The sequence below is a fragment of the Streptomyces sp. NPDC058877 genome, from assembly GCF_042742855.1.
Classification (GTDB): Bacteria; Actinomycetota; Actinomycetes; order Streptomycetales; family Streptomycetaceae; genus Streptomyces.
The window spans coordinates 1-18,332 of record NZ_JBHYMF010000092.1 but is presented as its reverse complement, the minus strand read 5'-3'; the positions used below and the strand labels follow the sequence as shown (position 1 = coordinate 18,332).

Annotated in this window: 10 protein-coding genes; 6 read left to right on the top strand and 4 right to left on the bottom strand. The window is 72.7% G+C overall.

Annotated features, from left to right (window positions below; all coding sequences use genetic code 11):
* Positions 1–283: 283 nt before the first annotated feature.
* Positions 284–478 (top strand): hypothetical protein, encoded by a 195-nt coding sequence (locus tag ACFW2Y_RS21415; protein WP_384881419.1) that lies wholly within the window; start codon positions 284–286, stop codon positions 476–478.
* A 369-nt stretch (positions 479–847) separates the two neighbouring features.
* Positions 848–3,100 (top strand): HelD family protein, encoded by a 2,253-nt coding sequence (locus ACFW2Y_RS21410; RefSeq protein ID WP_384881417.1) that lies wholly within the window; start codon positions 848–850, stop codon positions 3,098–3,100.
* On the opposite strand, the gene glgB is transcribed toward ACFW2Y_RS21410, so the two are convergent.
* The 4 genes from glgB to ACFW2Y_RS21390 form a co-directional block, all read right to left on the bottom strand.
* Positions 3,087–5,330 (bottom strand): 1,4-alpha-glucan branching enzyme, encoded by a 2,244-nt coding sequence (gene glgB, locus ACFW2Y_RS21405; RefSeq protein WP_384881414.1) that lies wholly within the window; start codon positions 5,328–5,330, stop codon positions 3,087–3,089. The two genes, ACFW2Y_RS21410 and glgB, sit on opposite strands and share 14 nt — an antisense overlap.
* 180 nt (positions 5,331–5,510) lie before the next feature.
* A complete protein-coding gene (locus tag ACFW2Y_RS21400; RefSeq protein ID WP_384881413.1) occupies positions 5,511–6,860 on the bottom strand; it encodes a maltokinase in 1,350 nt (449 codons plus the stop codon).
* A 257-nt stretch (positions 6,861–7,117) separates the two neighbouring features.
* Positions 7,118–8,812 (bottom strand): maltose alpha-D-glucosyltransferase, encoded by a 1,695-nt coding sequence (gene treS, locus ACFW2Y_RS21395; RefSeq protein ID WP_384881410.1) that lies wholly within the window; start codon positions 8,810–8,812, stop codon positions 7,118–7,120.
* A complete protein-coding gene (locus tag ACFW2Y_RS21390) occupies positions 8,809–10,794 on the bottom strand; it encodes an alpha-1,4-glucan--maltose-1-phosphate maltosyltransferase (RefSeq protein ID WP_384881407.1) in 1,986 nt (661 codons plus the stop codon). Before ACFW2Y_RS21390 ends, treS begins: the two co-directional genes overlap by 4 nt.
* A gap of 800 nt (positions 10,795–11,594) precedes the next feature.
* Between ACFW2Y_RS21390 and ACFW2Y_RS21385 the strand changes: the two genes are divergently transcribed.
* The 4 genes from ACFW2Y_RS21385 to glgP all read left to right on the top strand — a co-directional run bounded on the left by ACFW2Y_RS21385 (position 11,595) and on the right by glgP (position 18,240).
* On the top strand, positions 11,595–12,578 hold the full coding sequence (locus ACFW2Y_RS21385) for an AraC family transcriptional regulator (RefSeq protein WP_384881404.1): 984 nt from the start codon (positions 11,595–11,597) through the stop codon (positions 12,576–12,578).
* Positions 12,579–13,102: 524 nt separating this feature from the next.
* Positions 13,103–14,206, top strand: a complete 1,104-nt coding sequence (locus ACFW2Y_RS21380) for a monodechloroaminopyrrolnitrin synthase PrnB family protein (RefSeq protein ID WP_384881402.1) — start codon at positions 13,103–13,105, stop codon at positions 14,204–14,206.
* A 33-nt stretch (positions 14,207–14,239) separates the two neighbouring features.
* On the top strand, positions 14,240–15,574 hold the full coding sequence (locus ACFW2Y_RS21375) for an FAD-dependent monooxygenase (RefSeq protein WP_384881400.1): 1,335 nt from the start codon (positions 14,240–14,242) through the stop codon (positions 15,572–15,574).
* Between the two features lie 107 nt (positions 15,575–15,681).
* Complete coding sequence (gene glgP, locus ACFW2Y_RS21370; protein ID WP_384881397.1) at positions 15,682–18,240, top strand: alpha-glucan family phosphorylase; 2,559 nt, start codon at positions 15,682–15,684, stop codon at positions 18,238–18,240.
* Positions 18,241–18,332 lie beyond the last annotated feature (92 nt).

The following is an 18,332-nucleotide window of genomic DNA, read 5'->3' as shown; positions in this document are numbered from 1 at the left end:
CGACCGCCGGCCGGCACCACCCTGGCTCGGCAGTCTTCCCGGGCTGTGCGCCCTGGCCCTCGCCCGTGTCGTCACGTCCACCCCCTCCGTCCCAGCTTCCATCAACCGGAATCGGGAACACAAAACGGTCGGATGGCAATCCGGGTGGGGCGGTGGCTTCCGCATCCCGGCAAACCCAGCCTCGATGAGGGCCGTCGAAGGGCGGGATCGGATCGTGGGACCCGAGCCGAGGGCGTGGTGGTGGGGGGCGTTCCTTCTTGAGGACCCGATGAACTGCACATCTATGAGAAGGCGTAGCCCGCCGATCCACGGGACGGCCTGCGCCGCCGCGCGGATGCTCTGGGCCTCGGCCGCCGTCGAGCAGGCCGGCGACTCGTCCTTCGAAGAACGCACCTCGGGCCGCGGACAAGGCGCCGCAGCTTGTGACAACAGTCACGCCTCCGCGTCGCTGGTGGCAGGCAGCGCGTCGACCTGGTGACGACCACCGCGCCTCGCCGCCTCAAACTGCTGGTCAGCTGCCTCGGAGGTGGCGGTTATCGTGCTTCGGCTCGCGGCGGCACATGGGGAGGGCGCACCACCTGGAGGAGCAGGTCCGAAGTTTTTCGGGTGCATGAAGCGAGGGCCCCGCGGAACATCCGTCCCCCGATCACTCGTCGCCCAGGGCCGTTGACCGGCACTTCGGGCTCACTCGCCCAGGGGCCGCCGGCGACGGCGCGGCATACAGAAATACCCCGACTAGAATTGACAGTCGGGGTATTGCTTCGCGTATATTCGTGGATTCCGCGCCCGGACACAGAAAAGGCGTGGAGAAGCTCAATAAACGCACTGTATCGCGCCGGGAGTCGAATTGTCAACCGAGGAATTTCGGAATGAGCAGCAATTCATCACCGATCTCTATGCACGACTCGACGACCTGAGGAACCAGGCCGAAGCCGCTGTCGAGCGGGCCCTCCGCGCCCCCGGGGTCGGCAGCAGCCAAGGGCGCCTCGAACGGGACGTGACGGTCGCCGAGCAGTCCGGACTGCTCTCCGCCCTCAACGCGGGGGAGAGCGGGCTCTGCTTCGGTCGGCTCGTCTTCAAGGACGGCCGCGACCACCACATCGGCCGGCTCGGCATCCGCAAGGACGACCCGCAGCGGACCCCGCTCGTCGTCGACTGGCGCGCCGAGGTCGCCCGTCCCTTCTACCTGGCCACCGGACACGAACCGATGGGCCTCTCCCGACGGCGGCACCTCACCACCCACGGCCGTGAGGTCGTCTCCCTCCACGACGAGGTCCTCGACCTCGCCGACGCCACCCGCACCGGCCACGAGAGCCGGGACGCCGACGAGGTGCTGCTCGCCGCGCTCGACGCCGCCCGCACCGGCCGCATGCACGACATCGTGCAGACCATCCAGGCCGAGCAGGACGCCATCATCCGCTCCCCGCACCGGGGTGTCCTCGTCGTCGAGGGCGGCCCCGGCACCGGCAAGACCGCCGTCGCCCTGCACCGGGCCGCGTACCTCCTCTACGCCCACCGCGAGCAGCTCGCCAAGCGGGCCGTCCTCATCGTCGGCCCCAACCCCGCCTTCCTCGGCTACATCGGCAACGTCCTGCCCTCCCTCGGCGAGACCGGCGTCCTCCTCGCCACCCCCGCCGAGCTGTTCCCCGGTGTCCGCGCCACCGGCACCGACACCCCGCGCGCCGCCGCCGTCAAGGGTGCGGTGGGGATGGCCGAAGCCCTGGCGAAGGCCGTACGGGACCGCCAGCGGGTTCCCGAACGCGGCGAACCGCTGGTCGTCCCGCACGAGGACGGCGACCTGGTCATCGACTGGGACATGGCGTTGGAGGCCCGCCACAAGGCCCGCGAGACCTTCCTCCCGCACAACCTCGCCCGCCCCTACTTCGTCTTCCGGATCCTCGACGCGCTCGCCGAACAGCTCGCCGACCGGATCGGCGCCGACCCCTACGGCGGCCCCAACTTCCTCGGCCCCGACGACCGGGCCCTGCTCGCCAAGGGCATCGCCGCCAACCCCGAGGTGCACACGGCGATCGACACCCTGTGGCCGGCCCTCAGCCCGCAGGGGTTCCTCGCCGACTACCTCGCCGATCCCACGCACCTGGACGACGGGCCGGACGCCGCCGCGATCAGGCGGACCGACGGTCCCTGGACCCCCGCCGACGTCCCCCTGCTCGACGAGGCCGCCGAGCTCCTCGGTGAGGACGACTCGGCCGCCCGCGCCGCCGAAGAGGCCGAGCGCCAGAAGCAGATCCAGTACGCACAGGGCGTCCTCGACGTCTCCTTCGCCTCCCGCACCTACGAGTTCGAGGACAAGGAAGAGCTCGACAAGGACGCCTCCGAGGTCCTCTCCGCCCACGACATCATCGACGCCGAACGCTTCGCCGAACGCCACGAGGAGGCCGACCACCGCACCGCCGCCGAGCGGGCCGCCGCCGACCGCACCTGGGCCTTCGGCCACATCATCGTCGACGAGGCCCAGGAGCTCTCCGCCATGGCCTGGCGACTGTTGATGCGCCGCAGCCCCAGTCGCTCCATGACCCTCGTCGGCGATCCCGCCCAGACCGGTGACCCGGCCGGCGTCGGTGCCTGGCAGGACATCCTCGGACCGTACGTCGAGGACCGCTGGGAACTCGTCCGGCTCGGCGTCAACTACCGCACGCCCGCCGAGATCATGGCCCTCGCCGCCGAGGTGCGCAGGACCGCCGACCCCGACTTCGAGCCGCCCCGTTCGGTGCGTTCCACCGGGGTGCAGCCCTGGGAACGCACCGCGGACGACCCGGTGAAGGAGGTCGCCGACGCGGTCGCCGACGCGCTCCGCGAGGAGGGCAGGACCGCCGTGATCGCCCCGCCCGGGTTGCACCCGGGTCTGATCGCCGCGCTCCCCGACGTCTCGCACGGCCCGCGCCCCGACCTCACCCGACCCGTCGTCCTCCTCGACCCCCGGCAGGTCAAGGGCCTGGAGTTCGACACCGTCCTCGTCGTCGACCCGGACGGGATCCGGGCCGGCGCCGCGCACGGGGTCAACGACCTGTACGTGGCGCTGACCCGGGCCACCCAGCGGATGGGTGTCATCCGGCCCGCGGCCGTCACGCCGGGCTGAGCCAGACCGTCGCCAACGGCGGCAGCGTCATCCGCACGCTCGCCGAACGGCCGTGCCACGGCACCGACTCGGTCTTCACCGGGTCGGTGCCCACCACGTTCCCGCCGCCGTACCGCGCCGCGTCGGTGTTCAGCACCTCCGCCCAGGCCGCGAAGGCGTCCGGCACGCCGAGCCGGTAGTCGTGCCGCACCACCGGCGAGAAGTTCGACACCGCGAGCAGCGGCGCCCCGAAGCCGTCGAAGCGCAGGAAGGCGAAGACGTTGTCCTCCGCCGCGTCCCCCACCACCCACTGGAAGCCCTCCGGGACCGTGTCCCGCTCCCAGAGCGACGGCGTCGCCGCGTACACCGTGTTCAGGTCGCGGACGAGGTCCCGCACCCCGCGGTGGTCCGCTTCCGCCCCGTACGCCGGGTCCAGCAGCCACCAGTCCGGTCCGTGGTCCGCCGACCACTCCGCCCCCTGGGCGAACTCCTGCCCCATGAAGAGGAGTTGCTTTCCGGGGTGGGCCCACATGAAGCCCAGGTACGCCCGGTGGTTCGCCCGCTGCTGCCACCAGTCGCCCGGCATCTTCGAGACCAGCGCCCGCTTGCCGTGCACCACTTCGTCGTGCGAGATCGGCAGGATGTAGTTCTCGCTGTAGGCGTACACCATCGAGAAGGTCATCTCGTGGTGGTGGTACTTGCGGTGCACCGGCTCCTTCGCGACGTAGCCGAGCGAGTCGTGCATCCAACCCATGTTCCACTTCATGCCGAAGCCCAGACCGCCGAAACCGCCCGGCCCCACCTGGTCCGTCGCCCGGGTCACCCCGTCCCAGGCGGTGGACTCCTCGGCGAAGGTCACGATGCCGGGGCAGCGCCGGTACACCGTCGCGTTCATCTCCTGGAGGAACGCCACCGCGTCCAGGTTCTCCCGACCCCCGTGCTCGTTCGGCAGCCACTCCCCGTGCTCCCGCGAGTAGTCGAGGTAGAGCATCGACGCCACCGCGTCCACCCGGAGCCCGTCCACATGGAACTCCTGGCACCAGTAGACGGCGTTCGCGACCAGGAAGTTCCGCACCTCCTTGCGTCCGTAGTCGAACTCCAGCGTCCCCCAGTCGGGATGGTGCGAGCGCCTCGGGTCCTCGTGCTCGTACAGCGGGCGCCCGTCGAACTCCGCCAGGGCCCAGTCGTCCTTCGGGAAGTGTGCCGGGACCCAGTCCATCAGGACCCCGATCCCCGCCCGGTGCAGCGCGTCCACCAGGAACTTGAAGTCGTCCGGGGTGCCCATGCGCGCCGTCGGCGCGTAGAACCCGGTGACCTGGTAGCCCCAGGACCCGCCGAAGGGGTGCTCGGTGACGGGCATCAGCTCCACGTGCGTGAAGCCCAGGTCCTTCACGTACGCGGGGAGCTGCTCCGCCAGCTGTCGATAGGTCAGCCCCGGTCGCCAGGACGGCAGGTGCACCTCGTACACGGAGATCGGCGCCTCGTGCGGAGGACGGGCGCCGCGCCGCTCCATCCACTCCGCGTCGTCCCAGGAGTAGTGCGACTCCGTGACGATCGACGCGGTGTTCGGCGGGCACTCGGTCCGCCGGGCCATGGGGTCCGCGCGGACCGTGTGCGAGCCGTCCGGGCGGGTGATGTCGTACTTGTAGACCGCCCCTTCGTCGATCCCCGGCACGAACAGTTCCCACACGCCCGTCGAGCCCAGCGAGCGCATCGGCAGCGCCGTGCCGTCCCAGTGGGTGAAGTCGCCCGTGACCCGGACGCCGCGTGCGTTCGGCGCCCACACCGCGAAGCGGGTGCCGCTGACGCCCCCGTGGACCATCACCCGCGATCCGAGCGCCGTCCACAGCTCCTCGTGCCGCCCCTCGCCGATCAGGTGCAGGTCGAGTTCGCCGAGCGACGGCAGGAAGCGGTACGGGTCGTGGAGGGCCAACTCCTCGCCGCCGTCCTCGTACCGCACCCGGAGCTCGTACGCGGGCACCTTGCGGAGCAGCGGGACGAGCGCGGAGAAGAAGCCGTCCCCGTCGTCGTACAGCTCGATCCGGCGGCCCTTCGGCAGCAGCGCGGCCACGGACCGCGCCCACGGGCGCAGCACCCTGAAGACGATCCCGCCCCGGACCGGATGTGCGCCGAGGAGGCCGTGCGGATCGTGGTGCTCCCCGGCGAGCAGCCGGGCCCGGTCGCCGGGGTCGAGCGGGGGCGCCACGCGGGGCGCTTTGCCGGTCGTCTTGCCTGCGGATCGGGCGGTCACAGGGGGTGCCTCCTGGGGCGAGGGGTACGGGGGGACACGGGTACGGCTAGGCAACGGCGTGGTGCGGGGGCAGGAAACTCGGCCGAACGGGCTCCGTCCGCCCCGCCGCAGCCGGCGGCCCCGCGGGACGGCGCGCGGACTGCTCCGAACGGGTCGGTCCCGCGGGTGCGGGCGGGGCGGTCACCGGGGCGTCGCCAGGCGTTCGATCGCCGACATGGGGACCGGGAGCCAGTCCGGGCGGTGGCGGGCCTCGTAGAGGACTTCGTAGACGGCCTTGTCCGTCTCGTAGGCGCGGAGCAGTGCGGGGTCCGCGCGCGGGTCCGCGCCCGCCGCCTCCGCGTAGCCGGTGCAGTACGCGGCCCGGCAGCGCGCCGCCCAGTCCGCGTTCCAGGGCCGGTGGGTGCGGGCCGCGTAGTCGAAGGAGCGGAGCATCCCGGCGACGTCGCGGACCGTGGGCTGCGGGCTGCGCCGCTCGTCCAGCGGCTTCGCCGGTTCTCCCTCGAAGTCGATGACGGCCCAGCCGCCGTCGGAGCCCCGCAGCGTCTGCCCGAGGTGCAGGTCCCCGTGGATGCGTTGGACGATTCCGGCGCCCGGGGCCCCGCCGGCCGCCGCGAAGATGGCCCGCAGCCCCGGTACGTACGGCAGCAGCGCGGGGACGGCCTGTGCCGCCGCGTGCAACCTGCGGTCCATGGCGGCGGCCAGCCGCTCGGTCTCGGCCCGTTGGAGGATCCGGGTGGGGAGCGCTTCGGCGAGGGCCAGGTGGACCTCGGCCGTGGCACGGCCGAGGGCCCGGGCTTCGGTGCTGAACTCCCGTCCGTCGGCGAGCGCGTCGAGCGCGAGTCGCCAGCCGTCGCGGGAGTTCCGCAGGTAGGGCTGGAGGACGCCGAGGGTCGCGGCGCCCGATTCGAACCAGGCGACCGGCGCGGGGACCCGGGCGCAGCCGGCCCGGCTCAGTGCGAGGGGGAGTTCCAGGTCCGGGTTGGCGCCCGGACTGACCCGCCGGAAGATCTTCAGGATGAACGCGTCCCCGTAGACCAGGGACGAGTTGGACTGCTCCGCGTCGAGCATCCGGGGGGCCAGGGCGGCGGGCAGCGCCGTCGTGGCGTGGAAGCACAGGGGGCCGGTCCGGCCCGGGGTGCGCAGCCGTTCGTAGAGCAGGCCGGCGAGCCGCGGGTCGCGCAGCCCTTCGTAGACGGCGCGTCCGGCGAGCGGGCCCCGTCGGATCCGCCCGATCAGGGCGGGGGCGAGGCGGGGCGGGAGCTGGGCCCGCACGCCGAGGAGCAGTTGGTAGCAATCGGCGGGAGTGCCGGTCGGGCGGCCGGGTTGCTCGACCCGTACGAGGAGGTGGAGGAGGCCGGGGCCCGTACCGTCGAGGGGCAGCAGCTCGGTGGCCGCGTCCAGGGTGAATCCGGTGACCCGGCGGCCTTTGCCCGCGAACCAGCGCTGCCGCGGCAGCCATTCGTGGAGCAGGGGGGCGAGGGACGGGAGGAGGGCGTCCGGGGCCCGGGTGGTGGATGCGGTTTCCTGCATGGCATCGCGTCCTTTCCCCGGGGCGCGCACGTGGTTTTCATATGCATTCAAATGCGCAAATTGTCCCGGATTGCGGCTATGGCTGTCCGGATGTGCGGGACGTGTCGGAGGGGGAAGATCCGTACGGGTCCGCCAAGTGGGCCCGGATGGGCCTGGTGCCTGGCGCGGATCGTGTGTGGTTCACAGTGCCCAGGGTGGGGCGGGGGAAACCGCCACACCCCGGGCAATTGCACCGGTGCGGAAGAACTGCTTCTCGCTCAGGTCGTGTGGAGACGGAACCAGTAGAAGCCGTGACCCGCAAGGGTCAGGAGGTAGGGCAGTTGCCCGATGGCCGGGAACCGCACCCCGCCGATCAGCTCCACCGGACGGCTGCCGTTGAAGCGGCGCAGGTCGAGCTCGGTGGGCTGCGCGAACCGGGAGAAGTTGTTCACGCAGAGGACCAGGTCGTCGCCGTCCTCCCGGAGGAAGGCCAGCACCGCCGGGTTGGAGGAGGGGAGTTCCGTGTACGTCCCCGTTCCGAAGGCCCGGTTCTGCTTACGGACCTCGATCATCCGCTTCGTCCAGTGCAGGAGCGAGGACGGCGAGGCCATGCCCGCCTCGACGTTCGTCACCTGGTAGCCGTGGACCGGGTCCATGATGGCCGGCAGGTAGAGCCGCCCCGGATCGCAGGAGGAGAAGCCCGCGTTCCGGTCGGGCGTCCACTGCATCGGGGTCCGCACCCCGTCCCGGTCGCCCAGCCAGATGTTGTCGCCCATGCCGATCTCGTCGCCGTAGTAGAGCACCGGCGAGCCGGGCAGCGAGAAGAGCAGCGCGGTGAAGAGCTCCATCTGCTTGCGGTCGTTGTCGAGGAGCGGGGCGAGCCGGCGCCGGATGCCGATGTTGGCCCGCATCCGCGGGTCCTTGGCGTACTCGGCGTACATGTAGTCGCGCTCTTCGTCCGTGACCATTTCGAGGGTGAGCTCGTCGTGGTTGCGCAGGAAGATGCCCCACTGACAGCCGGACGGGATCTGCGGGGTCTTCGCCAGGATCTCCGAGACCGGGTGGCGGGACTCGCGCCGCACGGCCATGAAGATCCGCGGCATCACCGGGAAGTGGAAGGCCATGTGGCACTCGTCGCCGCCCGAGCGGAAGTCGCCGAAGTAGTCGACGACGTCCTCCGGCCACTGGTTGGCCTCGGCGAGCAGCACCGTGTCCGGGTAGTGGTCGTCGATCTCCTTGCGGACCCGCTTGAGGAAGGCGTGGGTGGCCGGGAGGTTCTCGCAGTTGGTGCCCTCCTCCTGGTACAGGTACGGCACCGCGTCGAGCCGGAAGCCGTCGATCCCCAGGTCCAGCCAGAACTTCAGCGCGGAGAGGATCTCCTCCTGCACCGCCGGGTTCTCGTAGTTGAGGTCCGGCTGGTGCGAGAAGAACCGGTGCCAGAAGTACTGCTTGCGGACCGGGTCGAAGGTCCAGTTGGAGGACTCCGTGTCGACGAAGATGATCCGGGCGTCCGCGTACTGCTTGTCGTCGTCCGCCCAGATGTAGTAGTCGCCGTACGGGCCCTCCGGGTCGCGCCGGGACTCCTGGAACCACGGGTGCTGGTCACTGGTGTGGTTCATGACGAAGTCGATGACCACGCGGATGCCCCGTTGGTGGGCCGCGTCGACGAACTCCACGAAGTCGGCCAGGTCACCGAACTCGGGGAGCACGGAGGTGTGGTCGGCGACGTCGTAGCCGCCGTCCCGTAGCGGGGACTTGAAGAACGGCGGCAGCCAGAGGCAGTCCACGCCCAGCCACTGGAGGTAGTCCAGCTTGGACGTGATGCCCTTCAGGTCGCCGATGCCGTCGCCGTTGCTGTCCTGGAAGGAGCGGACGAGGACCTCGTAGAACACCGCCCGCTTGAACCAGTCGGGATCGCGGTCCTTGGCGGGGGTGTCCTCGAAGGTGTCGGGGACGGGCTCGTTGACAGTCATGATGTGGGTGACCCTCCGGTCTGCGGGGACGGTCGCAGGACGAGGACGTGCGCGGGCGTGACACCCGGCTCTAGGCGCACGTAACTGGCCCTGCCCCAGTGATAGGTCTCGCCGGTGAGCTCGTCGCGCACCGGCACGGTCTCGTGCCAGTCGAGGCCGAGTTCCGGCATGTTCAACGAGACCGTGGCCTCCTGGGTGTGGTGCGGGTCGAGGTTGACGACCACCAGGACGGTGTTCGCACCCGAACGCTTGGAGTAGGCGATCACCTGCGGGTTGTCCGTGTCATGGAAGGACAGGTTCCGCAGCCTGTGCAGAGCCGGGTGGCGACGCCTGATCCGGTTCAGGGCGGTGATCAGTGGAGTGATCGTCGCTCCCGAGCGCTCCGCCGACTCCCAGTCACGCGGCTTGAGTTGGTATTTCTCCGAGTCGAGGTACTCCTCGCTCCCGTCCCGCAGCGGGACGTTCTCGCACAGCTCGTACCCGGCGTACACGCCCCAGGACGGCGAGAGCGTCGCCGCGAGCACCGCCCGCACCTCGAACGCGGGCCGCCCGCCCTCCTGGAGGTAGGCGTGCAGGATGTCGGGGGTGTTCACGAAGAAGTTCGGCCGCATCACGGCGGCCGTCTCCCCGGACAGCTCGGTGAGGTACTCCGTCAGCTCCTCCTTGGTGTTGCGCCAGGTGAAGTACGTGTACGACTGCTGGAAGCCGACCGCCCCGAGGGTCCGCATCATCGCCGGCCGGGTGAACGCCTCCGCCAGGAAGATCACGTCCGGGTCCGTCCGGTTGACCTCGCCGATCACCCGCTCCCAGAACACCACCGGCTTCGTGTGCGGATTGTCCACGCGGAAGATCCTGATCCCGTGGTCCATCCAGTGCCGCAACACCCGCACGGTCTCCGCGACGATCCCGTCCATGTCCCGGTCGAACGCGATCGGGTAGATGTCCTGGTACTTCTTCGGCGGGTTCTCCGCGTACGCGATCGAGCCGTCCGGCCGATGGTGGAACCACTCCGGATGCTTCTCCACCCACGGATGGTCCGGCGAGCACTGGAGGGCGAAGTCCAGGGCGATCTCCAACCGGAGCTCCCGGGCCCGCGCCACGAAGGCGTCGAAGTCCTCGAAGGTGCCCAGGTCCGGGTGGAGCGCGTCGTGTCCGCCCTCCGGCGAGCCGATCGCCCACGGCACGCCCACGTCGTTCGGCCCGGCCGAGAGGGAGTTGTTGGGGCCCTTGCGGTGGGTCTCGCCGATCGGGTGGACCGGCGGCAGGTACACCACGTCGAAGCCCATGGCCGCGATCGCCGGAAGCCGCTCGGCCGCGGTCCGGAAGTTCCCCGGAACCGTCCGCCCCTTGACCGTCCGCACCCCCTCCGAGCGGGGGAAGAACTCGTACCAGGAGCCGAACAGGGCGCGCTCGCGCTCGACCTGCAGCGGCAACGCCGGCGAGGCGGAGAGGAGTTCGCGCAGCGGGTGCCGGTCCAGGGCGTCGATCACCTGCGGGGCGAGGGCCGCCGCGAGCCGCACGGCCGCCGGGCGGGACCCGTCGCGCAGCGCGTCCGCCGCCGCGAGCACGGCCTCCCGGCCGCCGCCCTTCTTCGGGACGCCCTTCGCGGCCCGCTCGTGCAGCTCGGCACCTTCGGCGAGGACCAGCTCGGAGTCGATCCCGGCCGGGATCTTGATCTTCGCCGTATGACGCCAGGTGGCCACCGGATCGCTCCAGGCCTCGACGGCGTACGTCCACGGGCCCTCGACGTCCGGGGTGACCTCGGCCCCCCAGCGGTCGGTGCCCGGGGCCAGTTCGCGCATCGGGGTCCACGGGCCGGTGCGCCCCGAGGGATCGCACAGCACGACATTGGCGGCGACCGCGTCGTGGCCTTCGCGGAAGACGGTCGCCGTCACCTCGAAGGCCTCTCCGGCCACCGCCTTCGCGGGGCGCCGGCCGCAGTCGACCAACGGGCGGACGTCCAGTACGGGAATGCGTCCCATGAGCGGATTCACAGCATCACCTGACGGGGTACGGGGGTGCGGGTGGTGGTGCGCTCTTTCTAGCTCCGTCGACGGCCGGCGGGTTGCGGGCATGACGGCTCCTGTCCGCGTTCACTCGGATGGCGGGTCCACAGGGATGAACAAAAGGGATGAGAGGGGTGCACGGGAGACGGTTTCCGGGTCGTACCGCAGGAGCCTTCCCACGGTTCTCGGGTGGGCAATCCGGCGCTTTGTTAACTACTAGGGCGTAGCCCCGCGGGCAAGCGCTCGACCCGGACAAGAAAAACGACCACGCCCTCGACAGGCGGGTTCCGTGCGCTCTCCGCGGGACGCGGGGCGCGGCGGAGCCCGCCGCTCCGTCCCGTGGACCAGGGGGCCCGGTGGGACGTTCCGGCCCTCCGCGCCCGGCGACCACGGCTGCCGGGGCCGGCGGACAGGCCGCTCCTCCACCGGGGCCGCCGCCAGGGCGAGGGCCTCCGTCACCCCCCTGTCGTCGTCCGCCACCAGCAGCGGATCGGCCCCGCCCGCCACGGAGCGGTGGATCCCCGCCACCCCCACCGCCGCACCGAGCGGCCCCGCCGGATCCCGCTCGAACACGGCCGGATCCCACTCCTCGTACCGCACCGCCCCGGAAGCCGCTCACACCCGCGACCGCCACCCGCATCACGATCTCACCGGACCGGTGCGTCCGAAGCCCTTCGATAGGCTGTCACCGCTGCTGCGCCGGCGCCCCTCCGGGCTCGCCGCGACGGCTTCGTCCGTTCAATCGACAAACCGGGGCGGAAGTTGAAGGATCGTCCATGGAAACCGTGGGAACCGACCGTCACCACCCGTGCGACCCGCTCGACCCCTCCGACGAGGACCAGCACGACGACCTGCTGAGCGAACTCCTCAAACCCCTTCGGCTCACCGGGGTCTTCGACAGCCGCTGGCACGTCCGCGCCCCCTGGGTCATCGAGTGCGACGCCGAACCCGGCTGCGCCGTCCTCCGCTACGTCGTCCAGGGGCACTGCTGGATCACCGCCGACGGCGAAGCCCCCGTCGAACTCCACGCCGGAGACCTGGTCGTCTTCCCCACCGGAACCGCGCACCGCCTCTCCGACCGCCCCGAACGCCGGGGCGTCCCGCTCCGGGCCGTGCTGCCCGAACGCCACCCCGGCACCTCCGGCGAGATCGTCATCGAAGGCACCGGCCCCGAGAGCCGGCTCCTGTGCGCCGGGCTCCACTACGCCACCGGCGCCGCCACCGGCTTCTACGCCTCACTGCCCCGGGCGCTCGTCCTCGACGGCCACCAGGTCGACCGCGAGCCCCTGCTCCGCGACACCCTCCGGCTGCTCGCCGCCCCCGACCGGCCCGTCGGCCCCGGCGACCGGCTCATCACCCTGCGCGCCTTCGAGATGACCCTCGTCCTCACCCTCCGCCCGCTGCTCCGCGAACTCGCCGGGACCCCGGCCTCGCTGCCGCTGCTCCGACACCCCGGGATCAGCCGTGCGGTGGTCACGATGGCGACCCGCTTCGCCGAGCCCTGGACGATCGACTCCCTGGCGCGCGAGGTCGGCATGTCCCGCTCCGCCTTCACCGCCGCCTTCCGCGAGCTCGTCGGAGAGTCCCCGGCCCGGTACCTCGCCGCCCGCCGCATGCAGGAGGCCGGTCGCCTGCTCACCGAGACCTCCCTCCCGCAGTCGGCCGTACCCGCCCGCGTCGGCTATCGCAGCGCCGTCGGCTTCCACCTCGCCTTCCGCAAGTGGTTCGGGGTCACCCCCGGCGAGTACCGGGCCGTCTGAGGGGCCTCCCGTGTTCTCCGGCGGGGCAGGGCGCAGGGCGACGGGCACGGCACCCCGTCACCGGACCGCCCGCACCCACCGTCCGAGGCCGCCCCCGCCGCCCCGGCCGCCTCCTCTGCCCCCTCCGACCCCTCGACCTGACATCTTCGGGGTTCCCTGGACGGTTCTTAAGGACCCCTGGACGGACGCTCATTGTCCGGCCGCAAGGTCCCGGACAGGCTCGGAACCGGTACGGCCGTGACACCCGAGGAGGGCGGGACACCGGTGACGAGGTCCGGGCAGGAGCACCTGGAGGGACGGTTCGACGGGCGCGGGATCCGGCTCGACGGAGAACGCGTCGAGGACGTCACCGTCCACCCGGCCCTCCGCGACACCGCGGCCCCCACGACCCAACCGACGACCCCGTGCACCGCCTTCGCCCCGCACCGGGCGCGGGTGCGCCGGGCCGGTGCCCTGCCCCGCACCGGCCTCGGGCCGCACCGCCCACCACCCCCCCCCACCGAGGCACGGAAGAAGGAGCCCCCTTGCTCGGCGACCCGCGCTACACGACCGAGGACGTCCGCGCCGCCGACCCGCTGGGTGCCGACGCCCTGCTCGCCGCGGTGCCCACGCTCAACGCGCGGGCCGACGCCGCCGCCCTCACCGTCGCCCTGCGCGCCCTGGTGCCCGACCCCGCCGAGGCCGTGCGGTGGAGCGTCGGCGGTGCGCTCGCCGCCGTGCGCGACCTGGGCATCCTGCTCGGCTCCCTGAAACGGCACGGCGTGCAACCCCTGATCGCGGTCCCCGAGGCCCTGCCCGTCCTGGAGATCCTCGGCCGCCGCACCGACATGGTCCCCCGGGACACCGTCCACCACTACACCACCTGGAACCCCACGGGGCCCCGCCGCCGCTCGTACACCGGGGACCCGGTGGAGGCGCGCTTCCAGGACGCCGTGCGGACGGTGTTCCCCGGGCTCGTCGCCGCCCTTGACGACTGCGCCCGCACCGCCCGCCTCGAACCGTACGACCCCGGCTTCGCGAGCGCCCTCGACCGCATGGCCGGCCACCTCAGGACCGTGGCCGACGCCATCGACCCGACGGTCACCCGGGTCCCGCCGGAGTACTTCGCGCTGACCCTGAGCCCGTACTTCGAGGAGGTCGAGATCGCCGGCCGCGACTACCCGGGCCCGGCCGCCGCCCAGGTCCCGCTCTGGCTGGTCGACCTGACGCTGTGGCGGTGCGACCGCTCCGACGCCGCCCACGACGCCTTCCTCGCCGAGTCCCTGCCCCACGCACCGCCGTCCTGGCGCGCCTTCCACGCCCGGCACCGGGGCGGCGTCTCCGCCGTCAGCAAGCTCTCGGCCGCGATCAGCCGGGAGGGCACCGCCCCGCTCCCGCCCGCCCTCACCGCCTCGGCGCAGGCGCTCGGCCGGGTGTTGCGGATCCTGAAGGCCCTCCGGGCCCGACACACCGGCATCGCCCGCACGGCCCGCCGCGACGAGCCGCGGCCGTACGAGGAGGACGGCGGCGCCCCCGTCGCACTGCTCCGCCCGATCCTCGACCTGGCCGGGGAGAACGAGCCCCCGGTGCGCCGCGCGACCGCGCCGCACCACCCCGCCGGTACCCCCGTCGGGTCACCGGCAGCGTAGGACAGGCCCCAACGGCACGAAGGAGCACACCCGATGTCCCCCCACCTCACCCACGGGCAGCAACCCGGTCGCGACCCGCACGTCATGATCGCCGGCGGCGGCATCGCCGGCCTCACCGCGGCCCTGGCCCTGCACGCCGCCGGATTCGAGCGGGTCACCGTGATCGAGGCGGCCCCCGCCATCCGACCGGTCGGCGCCGGGCTCGACCTGATGCCGAACGCCGTGCGCGAACTCGATGCGCTCGGCCTGCTCGACGCCTTGGAAGCGGGTGCCCTGCGCACCCGCGAACTGCGTTGCTACCACCGCTCGGGCGGCCTGATATCCCGAGAGCCGCGTGGCCTCGGCGCCGGCTACCGATGGCCGCAGCTCTCCGTCCACCGAGGCCACCTCCAGCAGGTCCTGGCCGGCGCCGTCCGCGCCCGACTCGGCACCTCCGCCCTGATCACCGGCGTCAGGGCCACCGGCGTCGAACTGCTCGCCGACGGGCGGCCACGACTGCGCCTGGAACACCGCGAAGGCCCCGTCCGGGGCCGGGCCTCCCTGGAACCGGACGTCCTGATCGGTGCCGACGGCATCCGCTCCGCGGTCCGCGCGGCGCTCAACCCCACCGAGGGCGGACCCGCACGGGACGGCCTGCTGGTCTGGCGCGGCGTCTCCCGGATGCCCGCACGGGCCGTCGGCTCCTTCATGCTCATCGCGGGCGACGACCGCCAGAAGGCCGTCGTCCACCCGATGAGCCGACCGTCCGGACCCGACCGGGAGGTCCTGGTGAACTGGGCGCTCGCCCGGCCCGCCGACACCCCCGGCGTCGCCGGGGACGAGCGGCTGCGCGGCGACCGGAACCGTGCCGTCCCCGTCGACGCCCTGCTCCCGCACTACGACGGCTGGGAGTTCGCCGGCGTCAACGTCCCCGCCGTCCTGCGCGCCGCCGACACCGCCCACGAGCACCCGACGGTCGACCGGGACCCCCTCGACCGCTGGACCCACGGCCGCACCACCCTCATCGGCGACGCCGCCCACGCGATGCACCCCCTCGGCTCCCACGGGGCGACCCAGTCGATCCTCGACGCCCGCGCCCTCGCCCACGCCCTCGCCCGGCACGCCGACCCCGCCGAAGGACTCGCCGCCTACGAGCGCGAACGCCGTCCCGCCACGGCCGCACTGCGACGCGCCGACCGCGAACTCGGCCCCGGAGCCGTCATCGACCTCGCCCACGCCCGTGCCCCGCACGGCTTCACCGACATCCACCGGGTCGTCCCCGCCGAGGAACTCGCCGCCCTCGCCGCCCGGTACGCCGCCGCCGGCTCCTCCGACCCGACCACGGTCAACCAGGGCTCCCCGTACGAGGTGCCGGTGCCCGCACCCTGACGCCCCGTGGTCCACCGGGCCGCCGTGGCCTAACGTCGGAGCGGCACGCCGGACGCACAGCGTGGTGCGTCCACTCCGCTCCGTACTCGCCTGCGAAGGTGGACACCGTGAAGGCAATCCGTCGATTCACCGTGCGTCCCGTCCTCCCCGACACCCTTCGACCCCTCGCCGACCTCGCGCACAACCTGCGCTGGTCCTGGCACGAGCCCACCCGGGAACTCTTCGACTCCCTCGCCCCCGAGGGACTCGCCGGCACCGACCCGGTCCGCGTCCTCGGCGCCCTCGACACCCCCCGGCTCACCGCGCTCGCCGCCGACCGGGACTTCCTGGCCCGGTTGCGCACCGCCGCCGCCGACCTCCACGACTATCTGCACGCCCCCCGCTGGTACCAGGGCCGGCCCGGCGACGCCCCGGCGGCCCTCGCCTACTTCTCGCCCGAGTTCGGCGTCGCCGCCGCCCTGCCCCAGTACTCCGGGGGCCTCGGCATCCTCGCCGGCGACCACCTCAAGTCCGCGAGCGACCTGGGTCTTCCGCTGATCGGCGTCGGGCTGCTCTACCGGCACGGCTACTTCCGCCAGTCCCTGGGCCGGGACGGCTGGCAGCAGGAGCACTACCCCGTCCTCGACCCCGGGGAACTGCCCGTCACCCTGCTCCGCGAGGCCGACGGCAACCCCGCCCGGATCTCCCTCGCGCTCCCCGGCGGGCGGAGCCTCCACGCCCACCTGTGGATCGCCCGGGTCGGCCGCGTCCCCCTCCTGATGCTCGACTCCGACGTCGAGGAGAACGCCCCCGGCGAACGGAACGTCACCGACCGGCTCTACGGCGGCGGCAGCGAACACCGCCTCCTCCAGGAGATGCTCCTCGGCATCGGCGGCGTCCGCGCCCTCCGTACCTACACCCGGCTCACCGGCCACCCCGAGCCCGAGGTCTTCCACACCAACGAGGGCCACGCCGGCTTCCTCGGCCTTGAACGCATCCGCGAACTCCAGGACGAGGGGCTCGACTTCGACGCCGCCCTGGAGACCGTCCGGGCCGGCACCGTGTTCACCACCCACACCCCGGTCCCCGCCGGCATCGACCGCTTCGACCGGGCCCTCGTCGCCCGCCACCTCGGAAACGACGGCACCCTTCCCGGAGTCGACCTCGCCCGGATCCTCGCCCTCGGCGACGAGACCCCGCTCGGCGGCGAGCCCGGCCTCTTCAACATGGCCGCCATGGGACTGCGCCTCGCCCAGCGCGCCAACGGGGTCTCCACCCTGCACGGCGCCGTCAGCCGCTCCATGTTCGCCGGGCTCTGGCCGGGCTTCGACGCCGACGAGGTCCCGATCACCTCCATCACCAACGGCGTCCACGCCCCCACCTGGGTGGCCCCCGAGGTCGGCCGGCTCGCCCCGGACGCCGGCGACCGGGAGCTGTGGGAGCTGCGCCGCACCCTCCGCGCCCGGCTGGTGACCGACGTGCGGCGACGGCTGCGGGCCTCCTGGCGGCAGCGCGGGGCCGCCGCGGCCGAACTGGGCTGGACCGAATCCGTCCTCGACCCGGACGTCCTCACCATCGGGTTCGCCCGCCGCGTCCCCTCGTACAAGCGCCTCACCCTGATGCTCAGGGACAAGGACCGGCTGCGGGCGCTGCTGCTCCACCCCGAGCGGCCCGTGCAGCTCGTCGTGGCCGGCAAGGCCCACCCCGCCGACGACGGGGGGAAGCGGCTCGTCAGGGAACTCGTCCGGTTCGCCGACGACCCACGGGTCCGGCACCGGATCGTCTTCCTGCCCGACTACGGCATGGAGATGGCCCGCGGCCTCTACCCCGGGTGCGACGTCTGGCTCAACAACCCGCTCCGCCCCCTGGAGGCCTGCGGCACCAGCGGGATGAAGGCCGCCCTCAACGGCTGCCTCAACCTCTCCGTCCTGGACGGCTGGTGGGACGAGTGGTTCGAGCCCGACTTCGGCTGGGCGATCCCCACCGTCGACGGCGTCGCCGCCGCCGACGAGGACCGCCGCGACGACCTGGAGGCCGCCGCGCTCTACGAGTTGATCGAACGCCGGGTCGCGCCCCGCTTCTACGACCGGGACGCTGACGGGGTGCCGTCCGGTTGGACCGCCATGGTCCGGCGCACCCTCACCGACCTCGGCCCGAAGGTGCTCGCCGACCGGATGGTCCGCGACTACGTCGAGACGCTCTACGTACCGGCCGCCCGGGCCCGGCGGGCCCTCACCCCGGACCGGGCGCGGGACCTCGCCGTCTGGAAGGCCCGGGTCCGGGAGGCCTGGCCCAAGGTGGCCGTGGACCACGTCGAGGTCGTCGGCGACGGCCTCGGGGACGATCTCGCCGACGCCGAACTGGGTGCCACCCCCGTCGTCCGGGTCCGGGTGGCCCTCGGTGCGCTCGGACCCGAGGACGTCGAGGTCCAGGCCGTCGCCGGCCGCGTCGGAGCCGACGACGTCCTCGCCGCCCCCCGCTGCGTCACCCTCAAACCGGCCGGTGGCCCCGACCTGGACGGACGGCTGCCGTACGCGGGCACCCTGGAGCTCGACCGGACCGGCTCCTTCGGCTGCACGGTCCGCGTCCTGCCCGCGCACCCGCTGCTCGCCGGCCCGGCCGAACTGGGCCTCGTGGCCCTGCCGGAGGAGACGACGGGGGAGGGGGCGGGGGTGCTGCTGCGCTAGGCGCACCGTCCCGTGGGGCCGGGGACGCGGCCGGCGCGGCGTTGTGGACGCATGGACGTGCGGACGCCCGGAGGGATGGCTCCCTCCGGGCG

Coding starts and splice junctions, on each gene's coding strand:
- ACFW2Y_RS21385 (WP_384881404.1), top strand. CDS start 11,595: ATGGAAACCGTGGGAACCGACCGTCACCACCCGTGCGACCCGCTCGAC.
- ACFW2Y_RS21390 (WP_384881407.1), bottom strand. CDS start 10,794: ATGGGACGCATTCCCGTACTGGACGTCCGCCCGTTGGTCGACTGCGGC.
- treS (WP_384881410.1), bottom strand. CDS start 8,812: ATGACTGTCAACGAGCCCGTCCCCGACACCTTCGAGGACACCCCCGCC.
- ACFW2Y_RS21400 (WP_384881413.1), bottom strand. CDS start 6,860: ATGCAGGAAACCGCATCCACCACCCGGGCCCCGGACGCCCTCCTCCCG.
- ACFW2Y_RS21415 (WP_384881419.1), top strand. CDS start 284: ATGAGAAGGCGTAGCCCGCCGATCCACGGGACGGCCTGCGCCGCCGCG.
- ACFW2Y_RS21375 (WP_384881400.1), top strand. CDS start 14,240: ATGTCCCCCCACCTCACCCACGGGCAGCAACCCGGTCGCGACCCGCAC.